This is a genomic window from Pseudarthrobacter sp. W1I19, assembly GCF_030817835.1.
GTDB lineage: Bacteria > Actinomycetota > Actinomycetes > Actinomycetales > Micrococcaceae > Arthrobacter.
In genome coordinates this window covers 1,447,462-1,465,444 of record NZ_JAUSZR010000001.1, presented here as the reverse complement: position 1 = coordinate 1,465,444, position 17,983 = coordinate 1,447,462, and the positions used below count along the sequence as shown (strand labels likewise).

Sequence of the window (17,983 nt, the reverse complement as noted above, 5' to 3'; positions counted from 1 at the left end):
CATTTCCGTCCTATTCCTGTTTATGTTTGGGCTGTTGGTTTTTTCTTGGTCGTGTTGTCTTACCGTCAAAATCCGAGGTTGATCGCCGCGATGCCGGGAAAGACCGCAAAGACCACGGTCAAGGGCAACACACCAAAGACAAGTGGCACCATCATGGCAATCTCTTTCTTTCCCGCGGCTTCCATCAGGTCGCGCTTGGCCGTATCCCGAACGTCCTGTGCCTGGGCACGGAGCACATCAGCCAAGGGAGTACCCCGCTCGACAGCCACGACGATTCCGTCGACGAACCGGACCAGAGGCGCGAGGTCTGTCCGTGATGAGAACTCCTGGAGAGCCTGGACCAAGGGTTTACCTGCCCTGGTTTCGGCAAGAACCTTCGAAAACTCCTTCGTGAGTTCACCATTGGCGCTGCGGCAGACACGGTCCAAGGCGCCAGTGGCGCTCTCCCCTGCGCTGACGGCCAGTGCCATAAGTTCGGCAAGGCTTGGGAATTCTGCCATCATCCTCGCCTCCCTGCGCTTTATTTGAACGCCCAGCCAGTAGTCGCGGAGCATAAAGCCGCCGACGGCGCATCCCACCACGGCCACCGCGGCCAGCAATGGATTGAACCTTCCGGAAGCTGCACCAAGGACAATAAGGGCGATTGAAGCAGCGAACCCGGTCGCTGCCCATAACAGCTGCTCAGCCCTGAAATCCACCGGTGACTTATTGATCCCGGCCTGGGCCAATCTTCGAGCCGTAGCCCTGGACACCGGGTTTAGCCTGCCAAGCGCGGAAAGTCCGTCGCGCAGCAGCGGGCGAAGAATCCGTTCCAGGGGACCAAAAGGGGTGACGTTCTGGTCCGCGCTGCGAAGCAGCCTTGATTCAAGATTTTGCGATTTCAACTGCGGTTCGATGCGCTGCGACAGCGTGAGAGCACGCATCCAGGGAGAACGGAAAAGGATGAGCCACAGTCCTGTCCCCATCACCACTCCGCAGACAACAGCGGGAGGCGAAATATCCATCACCTGAGCACCCTCTCGTCCTGCGGCAGTGCACCGATCCGAAGCATGATGGAGTAGCAAACCAGGGAGACGACCAGCCCGCCAAGCAGGACAGCGGCGCCCACTGGAGTGTTGTAAGCCTGCACTGCTTCCGGTCTTGTTGCTAAGAGCATCATGACAATCCAGGGAGCGGCAACGGCGAGCCTTGCCGCATTGATGGTCCAGGACTGCCGTGCTTCCAACTCGCTCCGCGTTCGCGCATTTTCCCGCAGAAACTCTGCCAAAGTCCCGAGGAGCTTGCCAAGGTCCGAGCCACCAACTTCACGTGTCAGGCGGAGGGCTTCGACGATTCGGTCTGCTACCGGATCAGCGAGGCGGTGCTTGAGTTGGTTGAGCGATGCTTCGAATTGGCCGCCGGCCCGGTAGTCGGCGCCGAAGTCACGGAAAACGTGCCGCAACTCTTCGGGTCCTTTGTCACCCAGCTGGATCAGGGCTTCCGGAAGCGGCAACCCGGCCCGGATGGCGGAACGGAGGTGGTCCACGACATCAGGCCACAGGGTGCGTAGCAATGCGCTCCTCCTCTTTGCCTTCCAGCGAAGGACCGTGATGGGCAGCCAGGCGCCGAAGAGGCCGAAGCAGAAGGAGATCGGCCAGGAACGGGTAACAGCGAAAAAGAAGAGGGCGACGAAAAGTCCCAGACCCGCACACGAGCCAAGGAGGCCGGTGGGCGACACTTTCTCTATACCTGCCCTGGCGAGGAGGTCCGCGAGGCGGCTCGCTTTTTCTTTAGGAACGGGGCGTTTCGGCGACTCCCAGAAGGACCACCAGATCAGGAAAAACCCTGTTCCGGCCGTAACTCCAAGAAGGGCCGACATCATCGCGCATCCAGCAGCGCGGCGACGTCATAACCTGCCCTGGAGAACTTCTCCTGCGCGGGCATGGAGTTGGCACGTGGCTGCAGCACGCCTTCGACGACGGTGAACACTGGAGATGATTCGATGATCCCGTTCTCCACACGTCGGCCCAGGGAGAGGATTTCGGTAACTTCCCGGCGTCCGTCCGCTCGGCGGCTGCAGTGGACCACCAGGTCGATGCAGGACGCAACCGTCGGGACAACGAAGGCAGAAGATATGTTCTCACCTGCCAGCAGCGGAAGTGTGCAGATTTTCGTGACGGCATCATGGGCCGAGTTGGCGTGCACAGTGCACATTCCCGGCAATCCTGAATTCAAGGCGATGAGCATGTCAAGGCTCTCGGCTTCCCGGACTTCTCCTACCACCAGCCGGTCGGGACGCATCCGGAGAGCTTCCTTAACGAGCCGCCGCAGTGGAATTTCGCCTTCGCCTTCAAGGTTAGGTTGGCGGCACTGCAATCCAACGACGTCCCGCAAGGGAAACTGCAGTTCGAAAATCTCTTCCACCGTGACGACTCGTTCCCGGCTCCCGATGCTCGCTGCCAGGCAGTTCAGCATCGTGGTTTTGCCCGCCTGCGTCGCTCCCGACACGAGGATGTTGAGCCCGCTCGAAACCGCAGCGCCGAGGAAACGGCCCGCCTGGGGTGTCAGGGTGCCAAGCTCTACCAAGTGCTCGAGCCTGCTCGCCTTGACGACGAATTTCCTGATGTTGACCGCCCAATGCCGCCGGGTCACGTCCGGGATGACCACGTGGAGCCGGGATCCGTCAGGAAGTGCTGCATCAACAAAGGGCGACGACATATCCAGCCGGCGCCCGGAACTCTTGAGCATGCGCTCCACCAGGTCCCGGACCTGCTGCTCCGTGAGGCTGAGCGAGGTTAGCTCCGATTCGCCGTTCCTGGCGACATAGATCTCACTGGGGGCGTTGATCCAGACTTCTTCGATGGTTGGATCGTCCAGCAGCGGCTGCAGGACGCCGAATCCGGCGACCGCGTCAAAGAGGAACTTCCGTGCGGCATCCAAGGGACCGATGGGAGGAAGCGGACCCATCAGCGCACGTTCGTCATAGTCGGTTACTGCTGCCTCAACCAGGCGTCGCACTTCTCCGGTCTGGTGCAGAGGATCAAGCCCCCGACGTCGGATCAGCTCGCGGACTTCGTCCTCGACAATTGCCAGCGCATCCATATGTTCCCCAATACAACTGCCGCCCCCGGCGGAGGCAGTGCAACTGGGTAAAGCCTAGGGAGCGTACAACACGCTGCCAAGTCATATCTTCGTCACTTGTGGATAATTATCCCGAAGGCCGCTGAGGGCGCCCGACTGGAGCCCAAGGCTCGCGGCCGTTGCCCTCCCGAATTGGGTTCAGACCGTCTGCTGGTATCCCATGGGGTTGTTTTCCTGCCAGCGCCAATGGTCCTGGCACATCTGCTGGAGATTCCTGCGTGCCGACCAACCCAGATCCGCTAGGGCAGCAGACGGGTCGGCATAGCTGACCGCCGCATCCCCCGGCCGTCGCGGCGCAAACTCATAGGGGATAGACCGGCCGGCGGCCGCCCCGAAGGCCTCTATGACTTCCAGCACTGATGATCCACGGCCGGTCCCCAGGTTCCAGCGGAAGACACCATCTTTCGCCGCTACATACTTGAGGGCAGCCAAGTGACCCGCAGCAAGATCCATGACATGGATGTAATCACGGACACCGGTACCGTCCGGCGTGGGATAGTCGTTGCCGAATACCAGCACCTTGTCCCGCCGGCCCACTGCGACCTGTGCCACAAATGGCAGCAAATTGTTGGGAGTACCCTGCGGGTCCTCGCCGATGAGGCCTGATTCGTGTGCCCCCACAGGGTTGAAGTAACGGAGCAAGGCGATGCTCCAGTTCGGGCTGGCAGTACCCAGGTCCGAGAGGATATCCTCGATCTGCTCTTTGGTCCGGCCATAGGGATTAGTGGCGTCCAACGGCGATTTTTCGATCAGCGGGACCTCCTCCGAGGCCCCGTAAACCGTGGCGGACGAACTGAAAACCAGGCGGCGGACGCCTGCTCCTTCCATGCTCTCCAACAGGTTAAGCGTTCCCACAACATTGTTCTTGTAGTACATCAGGGGCTTTTCAACGGACTCACCTACCGCTTTGAGCCCCGCAAAGTGCACTACAGCATCGAAGCCGCCCTCCGCGAAAACCTTATCGACGGCGGCACCGTCCAGTAGATCCAGCTCCCGGAAATCAACCGGCTTGCCCGTCAACTCTTCGACCCGGCGCAATGATTCGGGGCTCGAGTTCATCAGGTTATCGACGACTACGACGTCGTGGCCCTCTTCAAGGAGGCAAAGTGTCGTGTGCGATCCGATGTAGCCGGCGCCACCGGTGACCAATATCTTCATGCACAACAGTCTAGGGTGGCCATCAATGCCGACAGCAAGCGACGCTATGCCCAAGGTGGCAGGTTGGCCCCGACGCTAGGATGTTCAGCATGACAAACCCTGATTCCGCCCTGCCGCACAGCACCCAAGATGAGTCCAGCAAGGTGCTGAACGTGGGCGTTTCCATGCTCACTCTCGTCCCGGGAGGGATGGGCGGCAGCGAGACCTACGCGCGTGAGCTGACGCGCCAACTTGCTGCATCGAACATGGTTAAGGCAACCTGCTACGTCAACGATGCAGCACGCGGTTTCTCCGAGGGGACGGACGAAATAGTGGTCCCCGGGCTTGCCGGAGGCTCTTCCACCAGTCAACGATTGGCCACACTGGCCAAGGGGATGATCAAGAGGAAGTCCATCCTCGGTTCGATGCGTCCGATGGATGTCTTCCACGTTCCGTTTACAGTCCCGCTGCCCAAGCCGGCCAAGGAAACACCGTTCGTCCAGACCCTGCTCGACGTACAGCATCTTGACCTCCCGGAGCTTTTTGGTCCAGCCGACAAGCTATACCGCAAAGTCTTTTACGAAAAAGCGGCTCGCGATGCGGATGCGATCGTGACTATCAGCGACTTCGCGAAGGAGAGCATTGTCAAGCATTTGGGAATCGATCCGGAGAAGATCTTTACGGCGCACCTTGGCGTCGATGCAAAAGAGTTCACGCCGAACCTGGGACAACGGGGCAACTTCATCATGTACCCGGCGAGGGGCTGGAAGCATAAGAACCATGCCACCCTCTTCGAGGCCATGAAGCTGCTCGCTGTCTCCAACCCTGAGCTGCGCCTCATACTGACCGGCGGAGCACTCGACACGCTCACGGATATCCCTGCCAACGTTGAAGTTCGGGGCCTTGTGCCATTGGCCGAGCTCAGGGAACTGTACCGGACCGCCGCATGTATGGTCTTCCCAAGTCTCTATGAGGGCTTTGGGCTCCCTCCGCTGGAAGCGATGGCCTCCGGGTGCCCTGTGGCGAGCTCCACCGCGGGGTCCTTGCCCGAAATAGTCGGTGACGCAGCCGTTCTCTTCGATCCTGAAGACCCTGAAGCCATTGCATCCGCGGTCCGGACCGCCATAGCCAGGACGGAAGAATTGCAAACGCTTGGATTACGGCAGGTACAGAAGTTCACCTGGAAGCACTGTGCCGAAGTTCACGAGCAGGCCTACCGCTACGCCTTCAATCGGCGTACCGGGGACCGCTCCGCAGCCTGAGCCACAGGGCAACTCCCCAGGTCAATTCGCCCGCCATATATAGTGGCATAAGCCCAGCAAACAATATCTAAGGACCTTTCCATGCCCCGTGCGCTAATTACCGGAATCACTGGCCAGGACGGCCTCTACCTCGCCGAGCTTCTTGTCTCGAAGGGCTACGAAGTCTTTGGCCTCATCCGGGGACAGAACAACCCGAAGCACGACCTGGTCCGCCAGACCGTTCCTGAAGTCAAGCTGCTGACCGGGGATTTGACGGACGTCTCCTCACTGGTTCGGGTGCTTGGCATCGCTCAGCCCGACGAGGTATACAACCTCGGGGCAATCTCCTTCGTGGCCTACTCCTGGGAAAACGCCTCACTGACCAGCGATGTGACGGGCAAGGGCGTCCTGAACATGCTCGAGGCTACGCGTCTTTACGCCGGTGATGACATCTCCAAGGTGCGTTTCTACCAGGCGTCCTCATCGGAGATGTTCGGCAAGGTCCAGCAGGTGCCTCAAACGGAGGAAACCCTCCTCTGGCCCCGATCGCCCTATGGGGTCGCCAAGGTATTCGGCCACTACATGACCATCAATTACCGCGAGTCTTACGGCATGCACGCATCCAGCGGCATCCTGTTCAACCATGAATCGCCGCGCCGCGGGCCGGAATTTGTAACCCGCAAAGTTTCCCTCGCCGTTGCACGCATCAAGCTGGGCCTGCAGAACGAGATTGTGCTCGGAAACCTCGACGCCAAGCGTGACTGGGGCTTTGCCGGGGACTACGTCGAAGCCATGTGGCTTATGCTCCAGCAGCCGGAGGCTGATGATTACGTCATCTCCACCGGCGAAACCCACTCGATCGAAGAACTTCTCCAAGCGGCATTTGATGCAGCGGGCCTTGATGACTGGCGGCAGTATGTCAGGCAGGACCCGCGCTTCATGCGTCCTGCTGAAGTTGATCTGCTGATCGGAAACGCCGCGAAGGCGCAGGAAAAGCTCGGCTGGAAGCCGAAGGTCTCCTTCAATGAGCTTGTTCGCATGATGGTGGAGAACGACATTGCCGAGCAGTCGGCCCTGATGCGGTGAATCGGCAGAACAACGCTCGAACAGGTCCCGGCACCGCATTCATTACGGGCGTAACAGGGCAGGACGGTTCATACCTGGCGGAATCGCTCATGTCGCAGGGTTGGGAGGTGCATGGCCTCGTCCGCCATGTGCCGGCCCACATCAACGACGGCGAGACCACCGTTGACGGGGTTGAATACCACCTTGGCGATTTATCCCAGCCTCATGACGTGGGCTCAGTCCTGAAATCTGTCAGGCCGGACCTGGTGTTCAACCTGGGCGGCATCAGCTCTGTGTATCAGTCCTGGCAGCAACCCTACGAGACCGCACTGGTTTCCGGCGCTTCCGTAGTCTCCATGCTCGAGGCGACGTGGCAGCTGCAGCAGGCTACCGGGAAGGAAATACGCTTTCTTCAAGCTTCCAGTGCCGAATTGTTTGGAGAGGCAAAGTCTGCGCCGCAGAACGAAAGGACGCCCATAAGCCCTGTATCTCCATACGGCGCTGCTAAAGCATTTGCCCATCACGCGGTCAACGTATACCGGGGACGCGGGATGTTTGCAGCATCAGCGATTCTCTACAATCACGAATCTGTGCGCCGCCCGGCTAAATTCGTGACCCGCAAGATCACCGCCGGGGCCGCCGCGATCGCAGCCGGCAAGTTGGACAAGCTTTCCTTGGGCAACCTGGATGCTGTGCGGGACTGGGGCTGGGCGCCTGACTTCGTCGACGCCATGGAAAGGATCGTAAGCGCGGCCAACCCTTCGGATTTTGTGGTGGCCACCGGCGTTTCCCATTCCGTGCAGGACTTTGTGGAGGCCGCTTTTGCCGCGGTTGGCATCGACAACTGGCGGTCCGTGGTGGAGCTCGACGAATCGCTGGCCCGTCCCAGTGATGCTGCTGAGATGAGGGGAGACATCACCAAAATCTCCTCCGAGCTGGGATGGCGGCCATCGATGGACTTTGAGTCCCTCGTAGCGGCGATGGTGAGGAACGACGAGGATCTGCTGGCAAAGGACAAAGCCCCACAGCTTTAACATTTGCATCAACAGGCAACTCTGGTTACATCCGTAACATTGGTGCTACATTGGCCGGGTCACAAAGGCTGTGGGGACGGATTTCACTTCTCCGCGTCGGAAATGACGACCCGATTCTAATCGCCATATGTGCATTGCCGGCCGGAGTAAGTAATGAGCCCCAAGTCTCCTCATCCCTCTCAGGATGCCCATCCTTCAAAAGGCCGGCGCATGCTGGCAGCGGCGGTTCTCACTGCCTCACTTGTCGGGTCCCTGCTCGTTCCCGCGGCGCTGACCAGCGCTGCGGAACAGCCGGGATCCGGCCAGGGAAGCACATCGCCGCTGATGACGTCCCCCTCGGCGTCGCCCACTGTCAGTGCTGGAGAGCAGACGGCCCTCCCCCAGGAATCCATCGCCCCTGTAACGCCAGCCACGACATCGGCACCAGCTGTTCCGGGAACAGCCATTGCGTCTGTTCCTGCCAGCCCCGCACCAACCGCCAGCGAATCCCCGTTGCAGGACGACATGCTGACCAGACTGAAGGAAGCCCAGGGCGCCCACGGCGCACACATGGGACAGGGACTGGAGAAGCTTACAAAACAATCTGCTCCGAACAGCCTCTCAGCCGAAAATACCTACATGCCCCCTGGCATCCAGGGACTGGATGTCAGTAGCCACCAGGGCGCAGTGAACTGGCAGCAGCAGCGGAATATGGGTGCTCAATTCGCGTACGTCAAGGCCTCAGAGGCCACGACATATCTCAACCCCGAATTCGCAGGGCAGTACAGTGGGGCGCGAAATGCCGGAATGATCCGCGGAGCTTACCACTTTGCCATCCCCAACGTCTCGTCCGGCGCCGCTCAAGCAGCCTACTTTGTCAGGAATGGTGGTGCTTGGAGCGGGGACGGCTGGACGCTGCCTCCACTGCTCGACATCGAATACAATCCCTATTCATCGCTTGGCAATACCTGCTACAACATGTCAGCAAGCGACATGATCCTTTGGATCGCGGACTTCTCGAACAACGTCTATGCCCTGACCGGGCGGTATCCCGCGATTTACACCACAACCGACTGGTGGACGCAATGCACAGGAAACACGCCAGCATTCCGTAACCAACCACTGCACATCGCTTCCTACCGTACTGTGAGCCCCGGAACACTGCCGGCCGGTTGGGCAAAGTACGACATCTGGCAGTACAGCAGCATGGGTCCTTTCGTTGGGGATTCCAACGTATTCAGCGGAAGCTACCCCGAACTCCAGGCCTTGGCATCGGGCTTTGACCCAATTCTTCGCAAGTACACGGATATGGGCGGCTCGTCCAGCCGGCTCGGCAATCAAACCCTCTCGCTCTACTGCGGGCTGGCTGCCGGAGGCTGCTACAGGCAGTACGACGGCGGCCAGATCCTTTGGAGCGGCGCCACAGGTGCCAACGCGGTGTACTTCAGTTCCATCGGTTCGGTGTGGCGCTCATGGGGCGGCGTAGACGGCCGGCTGGGCTATCCAACATCGGACGAAAGCTGTTCGACCTCGGCTTGCCAGCAAAGCTTCCAAGGCGGCTCGGTCTATTGGAGCACGGCGACACCTTCAGTTCCCGTATTCCGTGGCGGCATTGGCACCAGGTGGCAGGCTATGGGAGGCCCCTCGAGCAGCCTTGGGTACCCCACGGCACCCGAATCGTGCACAGCGACGGCCTGCACACAGGCCTTCCAGGGCGGGAAAATCATCTGGACGGATGCTACCGGCGCCTGGGCTGTAACAAAGAGTGGCATAGGTTCGATGTGGACCACCCTCGGGGCGGAAAACGGAAGGCTTGGGTATCCCGTCGATAACGAGTCGTGCAACTCCGGCGGCTGCATTCAAAACTTCCAGGGTGGATCACTCGCCTGGTCGGCTGTTACCGGCGCCGTCCCGGTCTGGAACTCCTCCATCGGGTGGAAATGGCGCGCCCAGGGGGGCTTGCTCAGCCAGGTGGGCGCTCCGGCCAAGACGGAGACGTGCGGTGCCGCCTCCTGCCGCCAGGCGTTTTCGGGCGGGGAAATTTTCTGGGCACAGGACTACGGGGCGAAAATTGTCGCTGCAGGCGAAATCTCCAAGAAGTGGAACACGTCCCAAGCAGAAAACGGCCGCTTCGGAGCCCCCGTGGCAGATACCGTGTTCTGCAACGGTAAAGAGTGCTACCAGGATTTTGCCCGGGCCAAGATCCTCAAGGACCCGGATACGATCTCAGCCGCCTTTGGCGTGATGTGGCACAGCGGCATTGGGGCGCTTTGGAATTCCATGGGTGGCCAGCAAGCTCGATTGGGTTATCCAACAGCCGAGGAGTCATGCACCGGCACCGCCTGCCTGCAATCCTTCAAGGGCGGCACCATCTATTGGACTCCCGAAACGGGCCAGTGGGCCATATATACGGGAAGCATTGGCAATCTGTGGCGTGCTTTGGGGGCGTCTTCAAGCCGGCTCGGCTACCCAACCAGCAACGAAACGTGCGGCATCGACTCCTGTAAGCAAAGCTTTCGAGGCGGCGACGTTCTCTGGTCCCGGAACACCGGCGCGGTAGCCGTCTACAAGGGCGGCATCGGTGCCTTGTGGGCTTCGATGGGTGCAGAATCAAGTCGACTGGGATTCCCGACGGCGTCAGAAACGTGCGGCGCAACGTCTTGCACGCAAAGCTTCGTCGGAGGCGAAATACTGTGGGCCTCAGGAGTTGGCATGGGCGCCGTGTACAACAGCGGCATTGGCGGCCTGTGGCGGTCCAATGGCGCGCAAACCGGGTTCTTTGGCTTCCCGACAAACAGCGAAACCTGCAGTGCCACTGAATGTTGGCAAAACTTCCAAGGCGGCTCCATCACTTGGAGTCCTGCCGCCGGTTACACCATCAGGCGGTACTAGGCGGCGGCGCGCTAACTACCGTGCTTGCAGATGCGGGGCCCACTCCACCGGGATGGGCCCCGCATCTTGCTGTGAACCGTCTTGCCCGGAACCCGCCCGCGTCTTCTAGGAAGAAGCCGCCGCGGGCTGTGACCGCGAGAGCGAGAGCGTGTGGATGACTACGCCAAGCAGTGGACCGGCAAGCAAGGACAGCACGGCACGCACGTCGGCATCCAGTGGCAATACCAGGACCAGCAGCGATACAGCGCTGGCGACCAGCCAACCGGTTGACGATACATGGTGCCTGTTCAAGGCAACGCACATGCCGCCAGTAAGCGTCAGCAGCGCAAGCACTGCCGCAGCCACTGTCAGACCCGCCAGGACCCACGGCGCGACGTGGTACTCGGAACCAAACAGCAGCACCATTAGCCAGGGACCAATGAAATAAGCTGCAGCGGCCCCGACAGCTGCAACGCCGGCAATGGCGAGGGCGATGGGCCGAAGCGCTGCCAGCCCCCGGCTCCTATGCCTGACGAAATGCGCGATAGCCACGTTTTGGAACGTCCCCAAGGGCACCATGAGCGGAGCCCTCGTGAGGAGAATTGCAAGGAGCAGGGGCGCCGACGCAAGGTAGACATCCGCCGGCGTCGTGATTCTGTAGAGAATCGGAAAGCCCACCACAAGCGTCGCACTGGCAGACGTGGAAACGCTCGCGTGGCCTACCTTCCGGGCAAACTCCCACACGGGTACAGCCAAGGGCTGCCGAAAGGCAGCACGCAACTGCGGACTGAACACGGAAACAATTGCCCAGGCGCAGGCTCCCGCGGCCGCTGCAGCGGCAAGGCCTGCAGTGGACCCGGCAATTATTCCGACGAGCAACACCAGCAGAAGCCTAAAACAGGATTCGGATGCCACGAGTGCGGAAAAATTACCCCAGAAATGACGTCCGCTGAGGACGCCGGCTAAAGCGGCGTGGATAGAAAATGCAATGCATGCCCCTGCAAGGACCAGAACAAGGGCAAGCCAGTTCGGCCCCAAGACCGCCGGGCCCCACAGCATCGAAGACAGCACGATGAGGACTGCCAGGGTTCCTGAGAGGGTGAGGACAACGAAGAACAGCGGCACGGATTTCTGATGTTCCGACCCAGTCCGTTGCGGTGCCGGATCAGCAGTATGAGCTGTCACGTAACGCAGGATTTCTGTCTGCAGGCCGCCCAGTATCCCGAAGAGGAGGAAGAGGGCAGACCAGAATGCCAGGAATTCGGCGTTGTCAGCCTTGTTCAAAACTCTGGGCACGAACCAGATGACAAGGTAGCCTGCAGCCGCCGACGCCAGGGAAGCAAGCCCTACCGACGCGGCCTGACGTCCGGCTATCGTTGACTTATGTGAGGAGTTCCCCTCGATGCGGGTCATCCGTTGACCATTTGTGCCAAAGGGTGTAATTGCCGGCTAACTAGGGAAGTCATGGCAACATATTAGTGTTGGAGACGGGCCCGCACTCAATCGCCGCTGCCGTCTTGGCACCTCTGCATGAGCTCTGGAGAGCTCCCGCCATACTGGGAAGTTGGAAAATGCCGCTCGATATCTTTGTCCCCTACTGGGGCGATCCGGCCTTGCTCAAAGAGACTGTGGCCAGCGTCCTGGCCCAGGAAAATCCGGACTGGCTCCTTACCGTCATCGACGACTGCTACCCCGATCCGACAGTCCGCGAGTACTTCGCAACCATTGACGACGAACGGGTCACGTACAAGCGCAACGAAACCAACAAGGGGATCACCGAAAACTACCGGACCTGCGTCAGTCAGGCTTCGGAGGAACTCATGGTCATCCTCGGCTGCGACGACGTACTGCTGCCGAACTACGTCGATGTTGTTCTCAGGGCACACACCGATTTTCCCGATGCTTCAGTGATACAGCCCGGTGTCCAGGTCATCGACGAGACCGGACAGGTGGTGCGGTCGCTCGCCGATTCCGTGAAACGAAAGTTCGTGGGCCCGAAGACCACCTCGCCGACAGTACTGTCCGGCGAACCTCTGGCAGTGAGCCTGCTTGGAGGAAACTGGCTGTATTGGCCGTCGCTTGCATTCCGTACGGACGCTATCCGGCAGGTCAACTTCCGGGACGGGCTTCCCATTGTGCAGGATCTGGCGCTGGTGATGGACATGGTGCTCCAAGGTGCCTCACTCGTCCATGTACCGACACTGGCCTTTTCCTACAGGCGCCACTCAGAGAGCGCTTCGGCCGCTACATTGTCGGACGGAACCCGGTTCGCCGGAGACCGTGAATATGCGCGGATTGCCGAGGGACTCTGCCGTGACAAAGGTTGGAACAAGGCAGCCGCAGCGGCAAGGATCCGCTGGACATCACGGCTTCACGCACTCACTCTGTTGCCGGCCGCTGTATTCTCCCGCAACACGAAGGCGATCAGGGCAACTGCCAGGCACGCCTTCGGCTCCTGACCCGTGGCTATCCTGTGAGAAACTGGACGCTGAAGATGTCCGCCCTAGAAAGGCTTTACCTGTGACCCAGCCGTCGTCCACGAATACGTCTCCCGCCAACCGGGGTACCGTCCTCGTCACAGGAGGTGCCGGATTCATCGGATGTGCCATCTCTCCTGCACTGGTGGCATCCTTTGACAGGGTCGTCGCGTTGGACAATTTGCATCCGCAGATTCATTCCGGCCAAACCCGGCCGGCGGAGCTTGACCCCGGCGTGGAGCTCATTGTTGCAGACATCACTGACGCAAAAACCTGGGATGACGTACTCCCGGCCGTGGCCCCCGACGTCGTTATTCACCTTGCGGCTGAAACGGGCACAGGCCAGTCCCTTGAGGAATCAACGCGCCATGCCATGGTCAACGTCGTGGGAACAACCCAGCTGCTTGACGGGCTCAACCGCAGCGGGAAACTGCCGCGGCGAATCGTTCTGACCAGCAGCAGGGCCGTATACGGCGAAGGCGCGTGGAAGTCCGACGTCGATGGACACGTTTTCTACCCCGGCCAGCGTTCGAATGAAATATTGTCCCGCTCTCAGTGGGACTTCCCCGACGCCCACCCCGTCGCGATGTCGGCCGCCGCTGTCGCACCCGCTCCAGTCAGCGTCTATGGGTCCACCAAGCTCGCCCAGGAGAACATCCTGGAGTCCTGGTCGAAATCGTATGGAGTGGAAGCTGCTGTCCTGCGTCTTCAGAATGTCTACGGGCCCGGCCAGTCCCTGATCAACCCCTACACCGGGATCATGTCCCTTTTCTGCCGCATGGCCAAGGCCGGCAAATCCATCCCGTTGTATGAAGACGGTGAAGTCCGTCGCGACTTCGTTTTGATCGATGACGTTGCAGCTGCGGTTGTTGCCGCAGCTGTGGCTGAAAAGGCACATGATGGAGCACTGGACATAGGTTCCGGAGAGTTCCAGACCATCCGGACTGCCGCTGAAATCATCAGCCGCTACTACGGAGCCCCGGAACCCCACGTTACGGGGCAGTTCCGCCAAGGGGACGTCCGGCATGCCTGGGCCGATGTGGAGCCGGCAAAGGCTCAGCTCCCCTGGGAGCCTCGCTACGATCTTGAAGCTGGCATTTCCCGCCTTGCCGAGTGGATTGACGGACGGTTGCCGGCGGAAGCAGCCCTCTAGGCCGGCAGGACCGGCAAGCAGCGGGAGTGGGCTACGGCCACACTCCCGCTGCTTTTGTTTGCCGTGCCGAACGGGCCGGGTGGGGGGAAGACAGCAAAGATCAGGCCTTCCCGGCCACCGCTGCCTCTGATTCCGGCTGCGCCTGCGGCCCTGCAGTCTCCGGCTGGTTCCCCGTTCCGGTTGCAGGTGCTGCGCCCCCTACGGCCGCTGGAACGGATGAAGTCTTGCGCCGGCGGCGGACGGCCCGCATGACAGGTCGCTCAACAAGAAGCCAGCTTGCGAGAGCGAGTACGAGCGTTCCGGCACCGGACGAGAGGATGTAGACGGCCATTCCCCGGTTGTGCACGCCGTAGAGCGCGAGTAGCTGTTGTACTGGCCAAGCGTAGATATAGAACCCATAAGAAACATCATGAACGCGAACCAGCCGCGGGGACGGCAGCACGGACGAGACCCACAGTAAGCCGTAAGCAATAAGCGGTGCGGCAAGTTGGCCGCCCCACGTAGGAACGAGGGCGACGCAGAGCACCGCGCCAAAGATCGATCCAAGGCCGCCTGCCCAATGCAGTCCGATCCACTTGGACAATGCCTGGATGACTGCTCCGCCCAGAAAGAAAGGCAGCAACTTCGCCAGCAGGGCGAAGTTGGTGTCCGCGAGCAAGGGCGTGATCGCAGGCAAATTGGCGTAGACAATGACGCTCACTGCAAAAGCCAGCGCCAGGGGCAATGGCGAACGCCGGACCCAGGCTATTCCTCCAATAGCGGCAATGACCAGATAGCAGAGGAATTCGTAATAAAGGCTCCACAACGATCCGTTCCAGGAGCCAGCGAAGGGAACAACGGCGGGCGTGAAGGCAACGTCGTAGTTTTTCATCTCGAGGAACAAGTTCGAAAACACGAACCTGAGTGGAGTGGTCTCCGTTGTCCAGTAACCGGCCAGTGTTCCGTTCTGGTGCACATAACCAAGCGGCGCGAATACAGCGACAGTCACCACGAGGCAGACGAGGAACGCCGGGTAGATGCGTGCCACTCGATGGACCAGATATTCTCCCAGCCCGTTCGTAAAGCGGCTACCCGTGATGAGGAACCCGCTGAGCCCAAAGAATCCGGCGACGGCCCACCCACCGAGGTTTTCGCCCCGGACATGGGGCCCTTCCCCCGCTCCGGCCAGGTAGAAACTGTGGGCGAAGAGCACCAGCGCGGCGAGACCCAAGCGGATCATGTTCATGCTGTTGTTTCTTGGGTCAAGCGCTTTCCCGAACCGGGGCCTTGGCCCCGACTGCTCGGCGCGTGATCCTCCACTTCCGGCCTGGGTGGATACGCTACCGGCTTGCCTCACTAGACAAGCTCCCCCGGCTTGGGCGCCTCGTCGATCGCGATACGCCGCGACAGCTTCGTCAGCGCATTTTCAGCATGCCGGAAGCGCTGGTACGTCGTCGCCATAAAGACGAACAATGAAACGACCGCACCATAGAGAACGAGGTCTGTGCCACGACCGATGCCGAGGAATAGCGCCACCCGGGTGAGTGCATCCGGGAAGAAAACGGACAGCGCCGCGACTACCGCGAAGATCATCAGCAGCATGCGTCGAACGGCAAGGTGCCTGGCGTTGGATCCGCCGCGCATCAGGGCGAGCGAAACCACCATGACGGCAACAACGAGAACAAGTTGAACAATGATTAACAAACTGGCACCTTGGGCTTGTATACGAAGAGGGTCTACTTAAAGAACAGCTCGGCCACGATGTTGACTGAGTTCAACAGGGATTGACCCTTGGCCTTGGAATAGTCGGTGTAGATGATTTCCACGGGGTGCTCAGCGTAGTTCGGCTTGAGCTTGGCCAACTGATTCACGAGCTCAGATGCGTGGGCCATTCGGTTCTGCGTCAGATGGATGTTGGAGGCAACATAGCGGTTGAATGCCCGGAGCCCGTTGTGGGCGTCAGTCAGGTTCAGGCCAGTCGCCATTCGTGATTGGATCGCCGCCGTCTTGAGGACAAGGCGCTTTGCTGCTGAGAGCTGAGTGCGGTCGTCCAGGAACCGCGAGCCAAGAATGATATCCGCTTCGCCAGCCCGCACCCGGTCAACCATGGCCTTGGCATCGTCTACCCGGTGCTGCCCGTCGGCGTCGAAAGTGACGACACAATCCAGTTCCGGATCCTGCAGTGCAAACTCGATACCCGTCTGCAGGGCAGCACCCTGGCCGAGGTTGATCGGATGCTGAACCACAACTGCGCCTGCAGCCCGCGCCTGCTCCTGTGATCCGTCGGTGCTCCCGTCGTCGACGCAGACTACGTAGGGAAACTGCTTTCGCAGCCCCTCGACGACCGAACCTACGACAGTAGCTTCGTTGTACATGGGAATTACGATCCAGGTGCGACTCACGGGTTCAATTGTTGCATATGGCAAGGCATGGATACGGCGCGCGGCATCCTCCGGGGACTGTTCGCGCGGCGTTTTCCGCCCGGGAAAAGGACGTCGGACGGGAACGACTCCTGCACGCTACCTCAGGTATTCCACCATTCTGCTGACGGAGTCTGAGGGCTTGAAGCCTGTCGCCTTGATCTTCGCCAGATCCAGGACGCTGTTCAGCGGCCTCGGCGCTGCCGTCTTGCCCCTGAAATACTCTTCAGTGGAAACCCCGGTGACGTCTTCACGGCTGGCTCCCGACAACTCGTACACATCAGCGGCAATGTCGGCCCACGACTGCGGATCGCCGTCACTGGTGATGTTGTACGCCCCGTAGGGTGCTGCCGTCAGGAGCAGGTGCTGAATACCAGCCGCGATGTCCTCGGTAAAGCTAAGCCGCCCGACCTGATCGTTGACAACAGAAGGCTTGATACCTCGTGAGGCAAGAGAGGCCATGGTCCGGACAAAATTGGAACCCTCTCCAATGACCCAGCTGGTTCGCACTATGTAATGCCGTGGAACTGCACTCACAATGGCATCGCCGGCAGCCTTCGTCTGCCCGTAGACACCCAGGGGCGAGAATGCCTCTGTTTCGTCATGGATGCCCCGTGAACCGTCAAAGACATAGTCCGAGGAGACATGGACAAGCGTCAGCTGATGCTCGACGGCGATCCTCGCCAGATGTGACACGGCCGTTACGTTGTTGGCCCAGGCCGCTGCCCGGCCTTCTGCGGTTTCCGCGGCGTCCACAGCGGTGTAGGCCGCTGCATTGATGATTGTTGAGTAGTTCTTCCAGTTACGGTTGGAGAAGGCCCCCGCATCGGTGATATCGAAATCACTACGGCCTGCGAACTCAACCGACAGGTCGCCGTCGTACTGCCCACGCAACGCCTTGCCGAGCTGGCCGTCCGCGCCCACGACCAGGATCTTCTTCGGAGGCATGGGCACAACCTCCGCCAGTCGCGGGTGGGCCTTGTCCTTGTCAGAGAGCTCTGCATCTTGCAGACGGATAGGCCACTGTATTGCGGCCGACTCGTCGGCAAGGTTCAGGAAGGTGTATTGACCTTGGGCATCTGCCGACCAGTGGTCATTGACCAAGTAGGTGTAGGCCGTGTTGTCTTCCAAGGTCTGGAAGGCATTTCCGACGCCACGCGGAATGAAAATCGCCTGGCTTGCATCCAGTTCGGCGGTGAAGACAGTGCCGAAGGTTGGCCCTTCACGAAGGTCGACCCAGGCACCGAAAATCCTGCCGGTGGCAACGGAAATGAACTTGTCCCAAGGCTCGGCGTGGATGCCACGCGTGGTGCCGGTCCTTTCATTGAAGGAAATATTGTTCTGCACCGGGCGGAAATCCGGCAGGCCAAGGGCAACCATCTTTTCACGCTGCCAATTTTCCTTGAACCAGCCGCGGTTATCACCATGGACCGGAAGATCGTAGAGGACGACGCCGGGGATCGGCGTTTCGTGGGCAACTAACTTCTTCGAAAACTCGATCGACATC

16 protein-coding genes are annotated in these 17,983 nt (G+C 60.2%); 6 read left to right on the top strand and 10 right to left on the bottom strand.

Annotated features, from left to right (window positions below):
* Positions 1–65 precede the first annotated feature (65 nt).
* The 4 genes from QF038_RS06815 to galE form a co-directional block, all read right to left on the bottom strand.
* Complete coding sequence (locus tag QF038_RS06815) at positions 66–1,004, bottom strand: type II secretion system F family protein (RefSeq protein ID WP_307609460.1); 939 nt, start codon at positions 1,002–1,004, stop codon at positions 66–68.
* Positions 1,004–1,861, bottom strand: a complete 858-nt coding sequence (locus tag QF038_RS06810) for a type II secretion system F family protein (protein ID WP_373461531.1) — start codon at positions 1,859–1,861, stop codon at positions 1,004–1,006. The genes QF038_RS06815 and QF038_RS06810 overlap by 1 nt, the downstream gene beginning before the upstream one ends.
* Positions 1,858–3,081 carry a CpaF family protein gene (locus QF038_RS06805; protein WP_307609459.1) on the bottom strand — a complete coding sequence of 408 codons (1,224 nt, stop codon included), beginning with the start codon at positions 3,079–3,081 and terminating at the stop codon, positions 1,858–1,860. Before QF038_RS06805 ends, QF038_RS06810 begins: the two co-directional genes overlap by 4 nt.
* A gap of 177 nt (positions 3,082–3,258) precedes the next feature.
* The gene (gene galE, locus QF038_RS06800; RefSeq protein WP_307609458.1) at positions 3,259–4,278 is read right to left on the bottom strand and encodes a UDP-glucose 4-epimerase GalE; all 1,020 of its coding nucleotides are present in this window, start codon (positions 4,276–4,278) and stop codon (positions 3,259–3,261) included.
* Positions 4,279–4,367: 89 nt separating this feature from the next.
* Between galE and QF038_RS06795 the strand changes: the two genes are divergently transcribed.
* The 3 genes from QF038_RS06795 (at position 4,368) to QF038_RS06785 (ending at position 7,597) form a co-directional block, all read left to right on the top strand.
* On the top strand, positions 4,368–5,519 hold the full coding sequence (locus QF038_RS06795; RefSeq protein ID WP_307609457.1) for a glycosyltransferase family 1 protein: 1,152 nt from the start codon (positions 4,368–4,370) through the stop codon (positions 5,517–5,519).
* 81 nt (positions 5,520–5,600) lie between these two features.
* Positions 5,601–6,584: a GDP-mannose 4,6-dehydratase gene (locus tag QF038_RS06790; RefSeq protein WP_091415602.1), complete on the top strand. Its 984-nt coding sequence runs from the start codon at positions 5,601–5,603 to the stop codon at positions 6,582–6,584.
* Positions 6,581–7,597: a GDP-mannose 4,6-dehydratase gene (locus QF038_RS06785; RefSeq protein WP_307609456.1), complete on the top strand. Its 1,017-nt coding sequence runs from the start codon at positions 6,581–6,583 to the stop codon at positions 7,595–7,597. Before QF038_RS06790 ends, QF038_RS06785 begins: the two co-directional genes overlap by 4 nt.
* Before the next feature lie 179 nt (positions 7,598–7,776).
* Here the strand turns inward: QF038_RS06785 and QF038_RS06780 are convergent, their stop codons facing one another.
* A complete protein-coding gene (locus QF038_RS06780; protein WP_307609455.1) occupies positions 7,777–8,043 on the bottom strand; it encodes a hypothetical protein in 267 nt (88 codons plus the stop codon).
* A gap of 46 nt (positions 8,044–8,089) precedes the next feature.
* Between QF038_RS06780 and QF038_RS06775 the strand changes: the two genes are divergently transcribed.
* Positions 8,090–10,468, top strand: a complete 2,379-nt coding sequence (locus QF038_RS06775) for a GH25 family lysozyme (protein WP_307609454.1) — start codon at positions 8,090–8,092, stop codon at positions 10,466–10,468.
* Positions 10,469–10,573: 105 nt separating this feature from the next.
* Here QF038_RS06775 and QF038_RS06770 read toward each other — a convergent pair whose 3' ends face one another.
* A complete protein-coding gene (locus tag QF038_RS06770; RefSeq protein ID WP_307609453.1) occupies positions 10,574–11,860 on the bottom strand; it encodes a hypothetical protein in 1,287 nt (428 codons plus the stop codon).
* Between the two features lie 158 nt (positions 11,861–12,018).
* On the opposite strand from QF038_RS06770, the gene QF038_RS06765 reads away from it, so the two are divergent.
* The gene (locus QF038_RS06765) at positions 12,019–12,906 is read left to right on the top strand and encodes a glycosyltransferase (RefSeq protein ID WP_307609452.1); all 888 of its coding nucleotides are present in this window, start codon (positions 12,019–12,021) and stop codon (positions 12,904–12,906) included.
* A 61-nt stretch (positions 12,907–12,967) separates the two neighbouring features.
* The gene (locus tag QF038_RS06760; protein WP_307609451.1) at positions 12,968–14,077 is read left to right on the top strand and encodes an NAD(P)-dependent oxidoreductase; all 1,110 of its coding nucleotides are present in this window, start codon (positions 12,968–12,970) and stop codon (positions 14,075–14,077) included.
* Between the two features lie 100 nt (positions 14,078–14,177).
* On the opposite strand, the gene QF038_RS06755 is transcribed toward QF038_RS06760, so the two are convergent.
* From QF038_RS06755 to QF038_RS06740, 4 genes are all read right to left on the bottom strand, one after another.
* On the bottom strand, positions 14,178–15,302 hold the full coding sequence (locus QF038_RS06755) for an acyltransferase (RefSeq protein ID WP_307609450.1): 1,125 nt from the start codon (positions 15,300–15,302) through the stop codon (positions 14,178–14,180).
* Positions 15,303–15,412: 110 nt separating this feature from the next.
* A complete protein-coding gene (locus QF038_RS06750; RefSeq protein WP_091415585.1) occupies positions 15,413–15,760 on the bottom strand; it encodes a DUF2304 domain-containing protein in 348 nt (115 codons plus the stop codon).
* Positions 15,761–15,792: 32 nt separating this feature from the next.
* Positions 15,793–16,431 (bottom strand): glycosyltransferase family 2 protein, encoded by a 639-nt coding sequence (locus QF038_RS06745; RefSeq protein WP_091415582.1) that lies wholly within the window; start codon positions 16,429–16,431, stop codon positions 15,793–15,795.
* Between the two features lie 144 nt (positions 16,432–16,575).
* Positions 16,576–17,982, bottom strand: coding sequence for a bifunctional dTDP-4-dehydrorhamnose 3,5-epimerase family protein/NAD(P)-dependent oxidoreductase (locus QF038_RS06740; RefSeq protein ID WP_307609449.1), 1,407 nt, complete (start codon positions 17,980–17,982; stop codon positions 16,576–16,578).
* Position 17,983 lies beyond the last annotated feature (1 nt).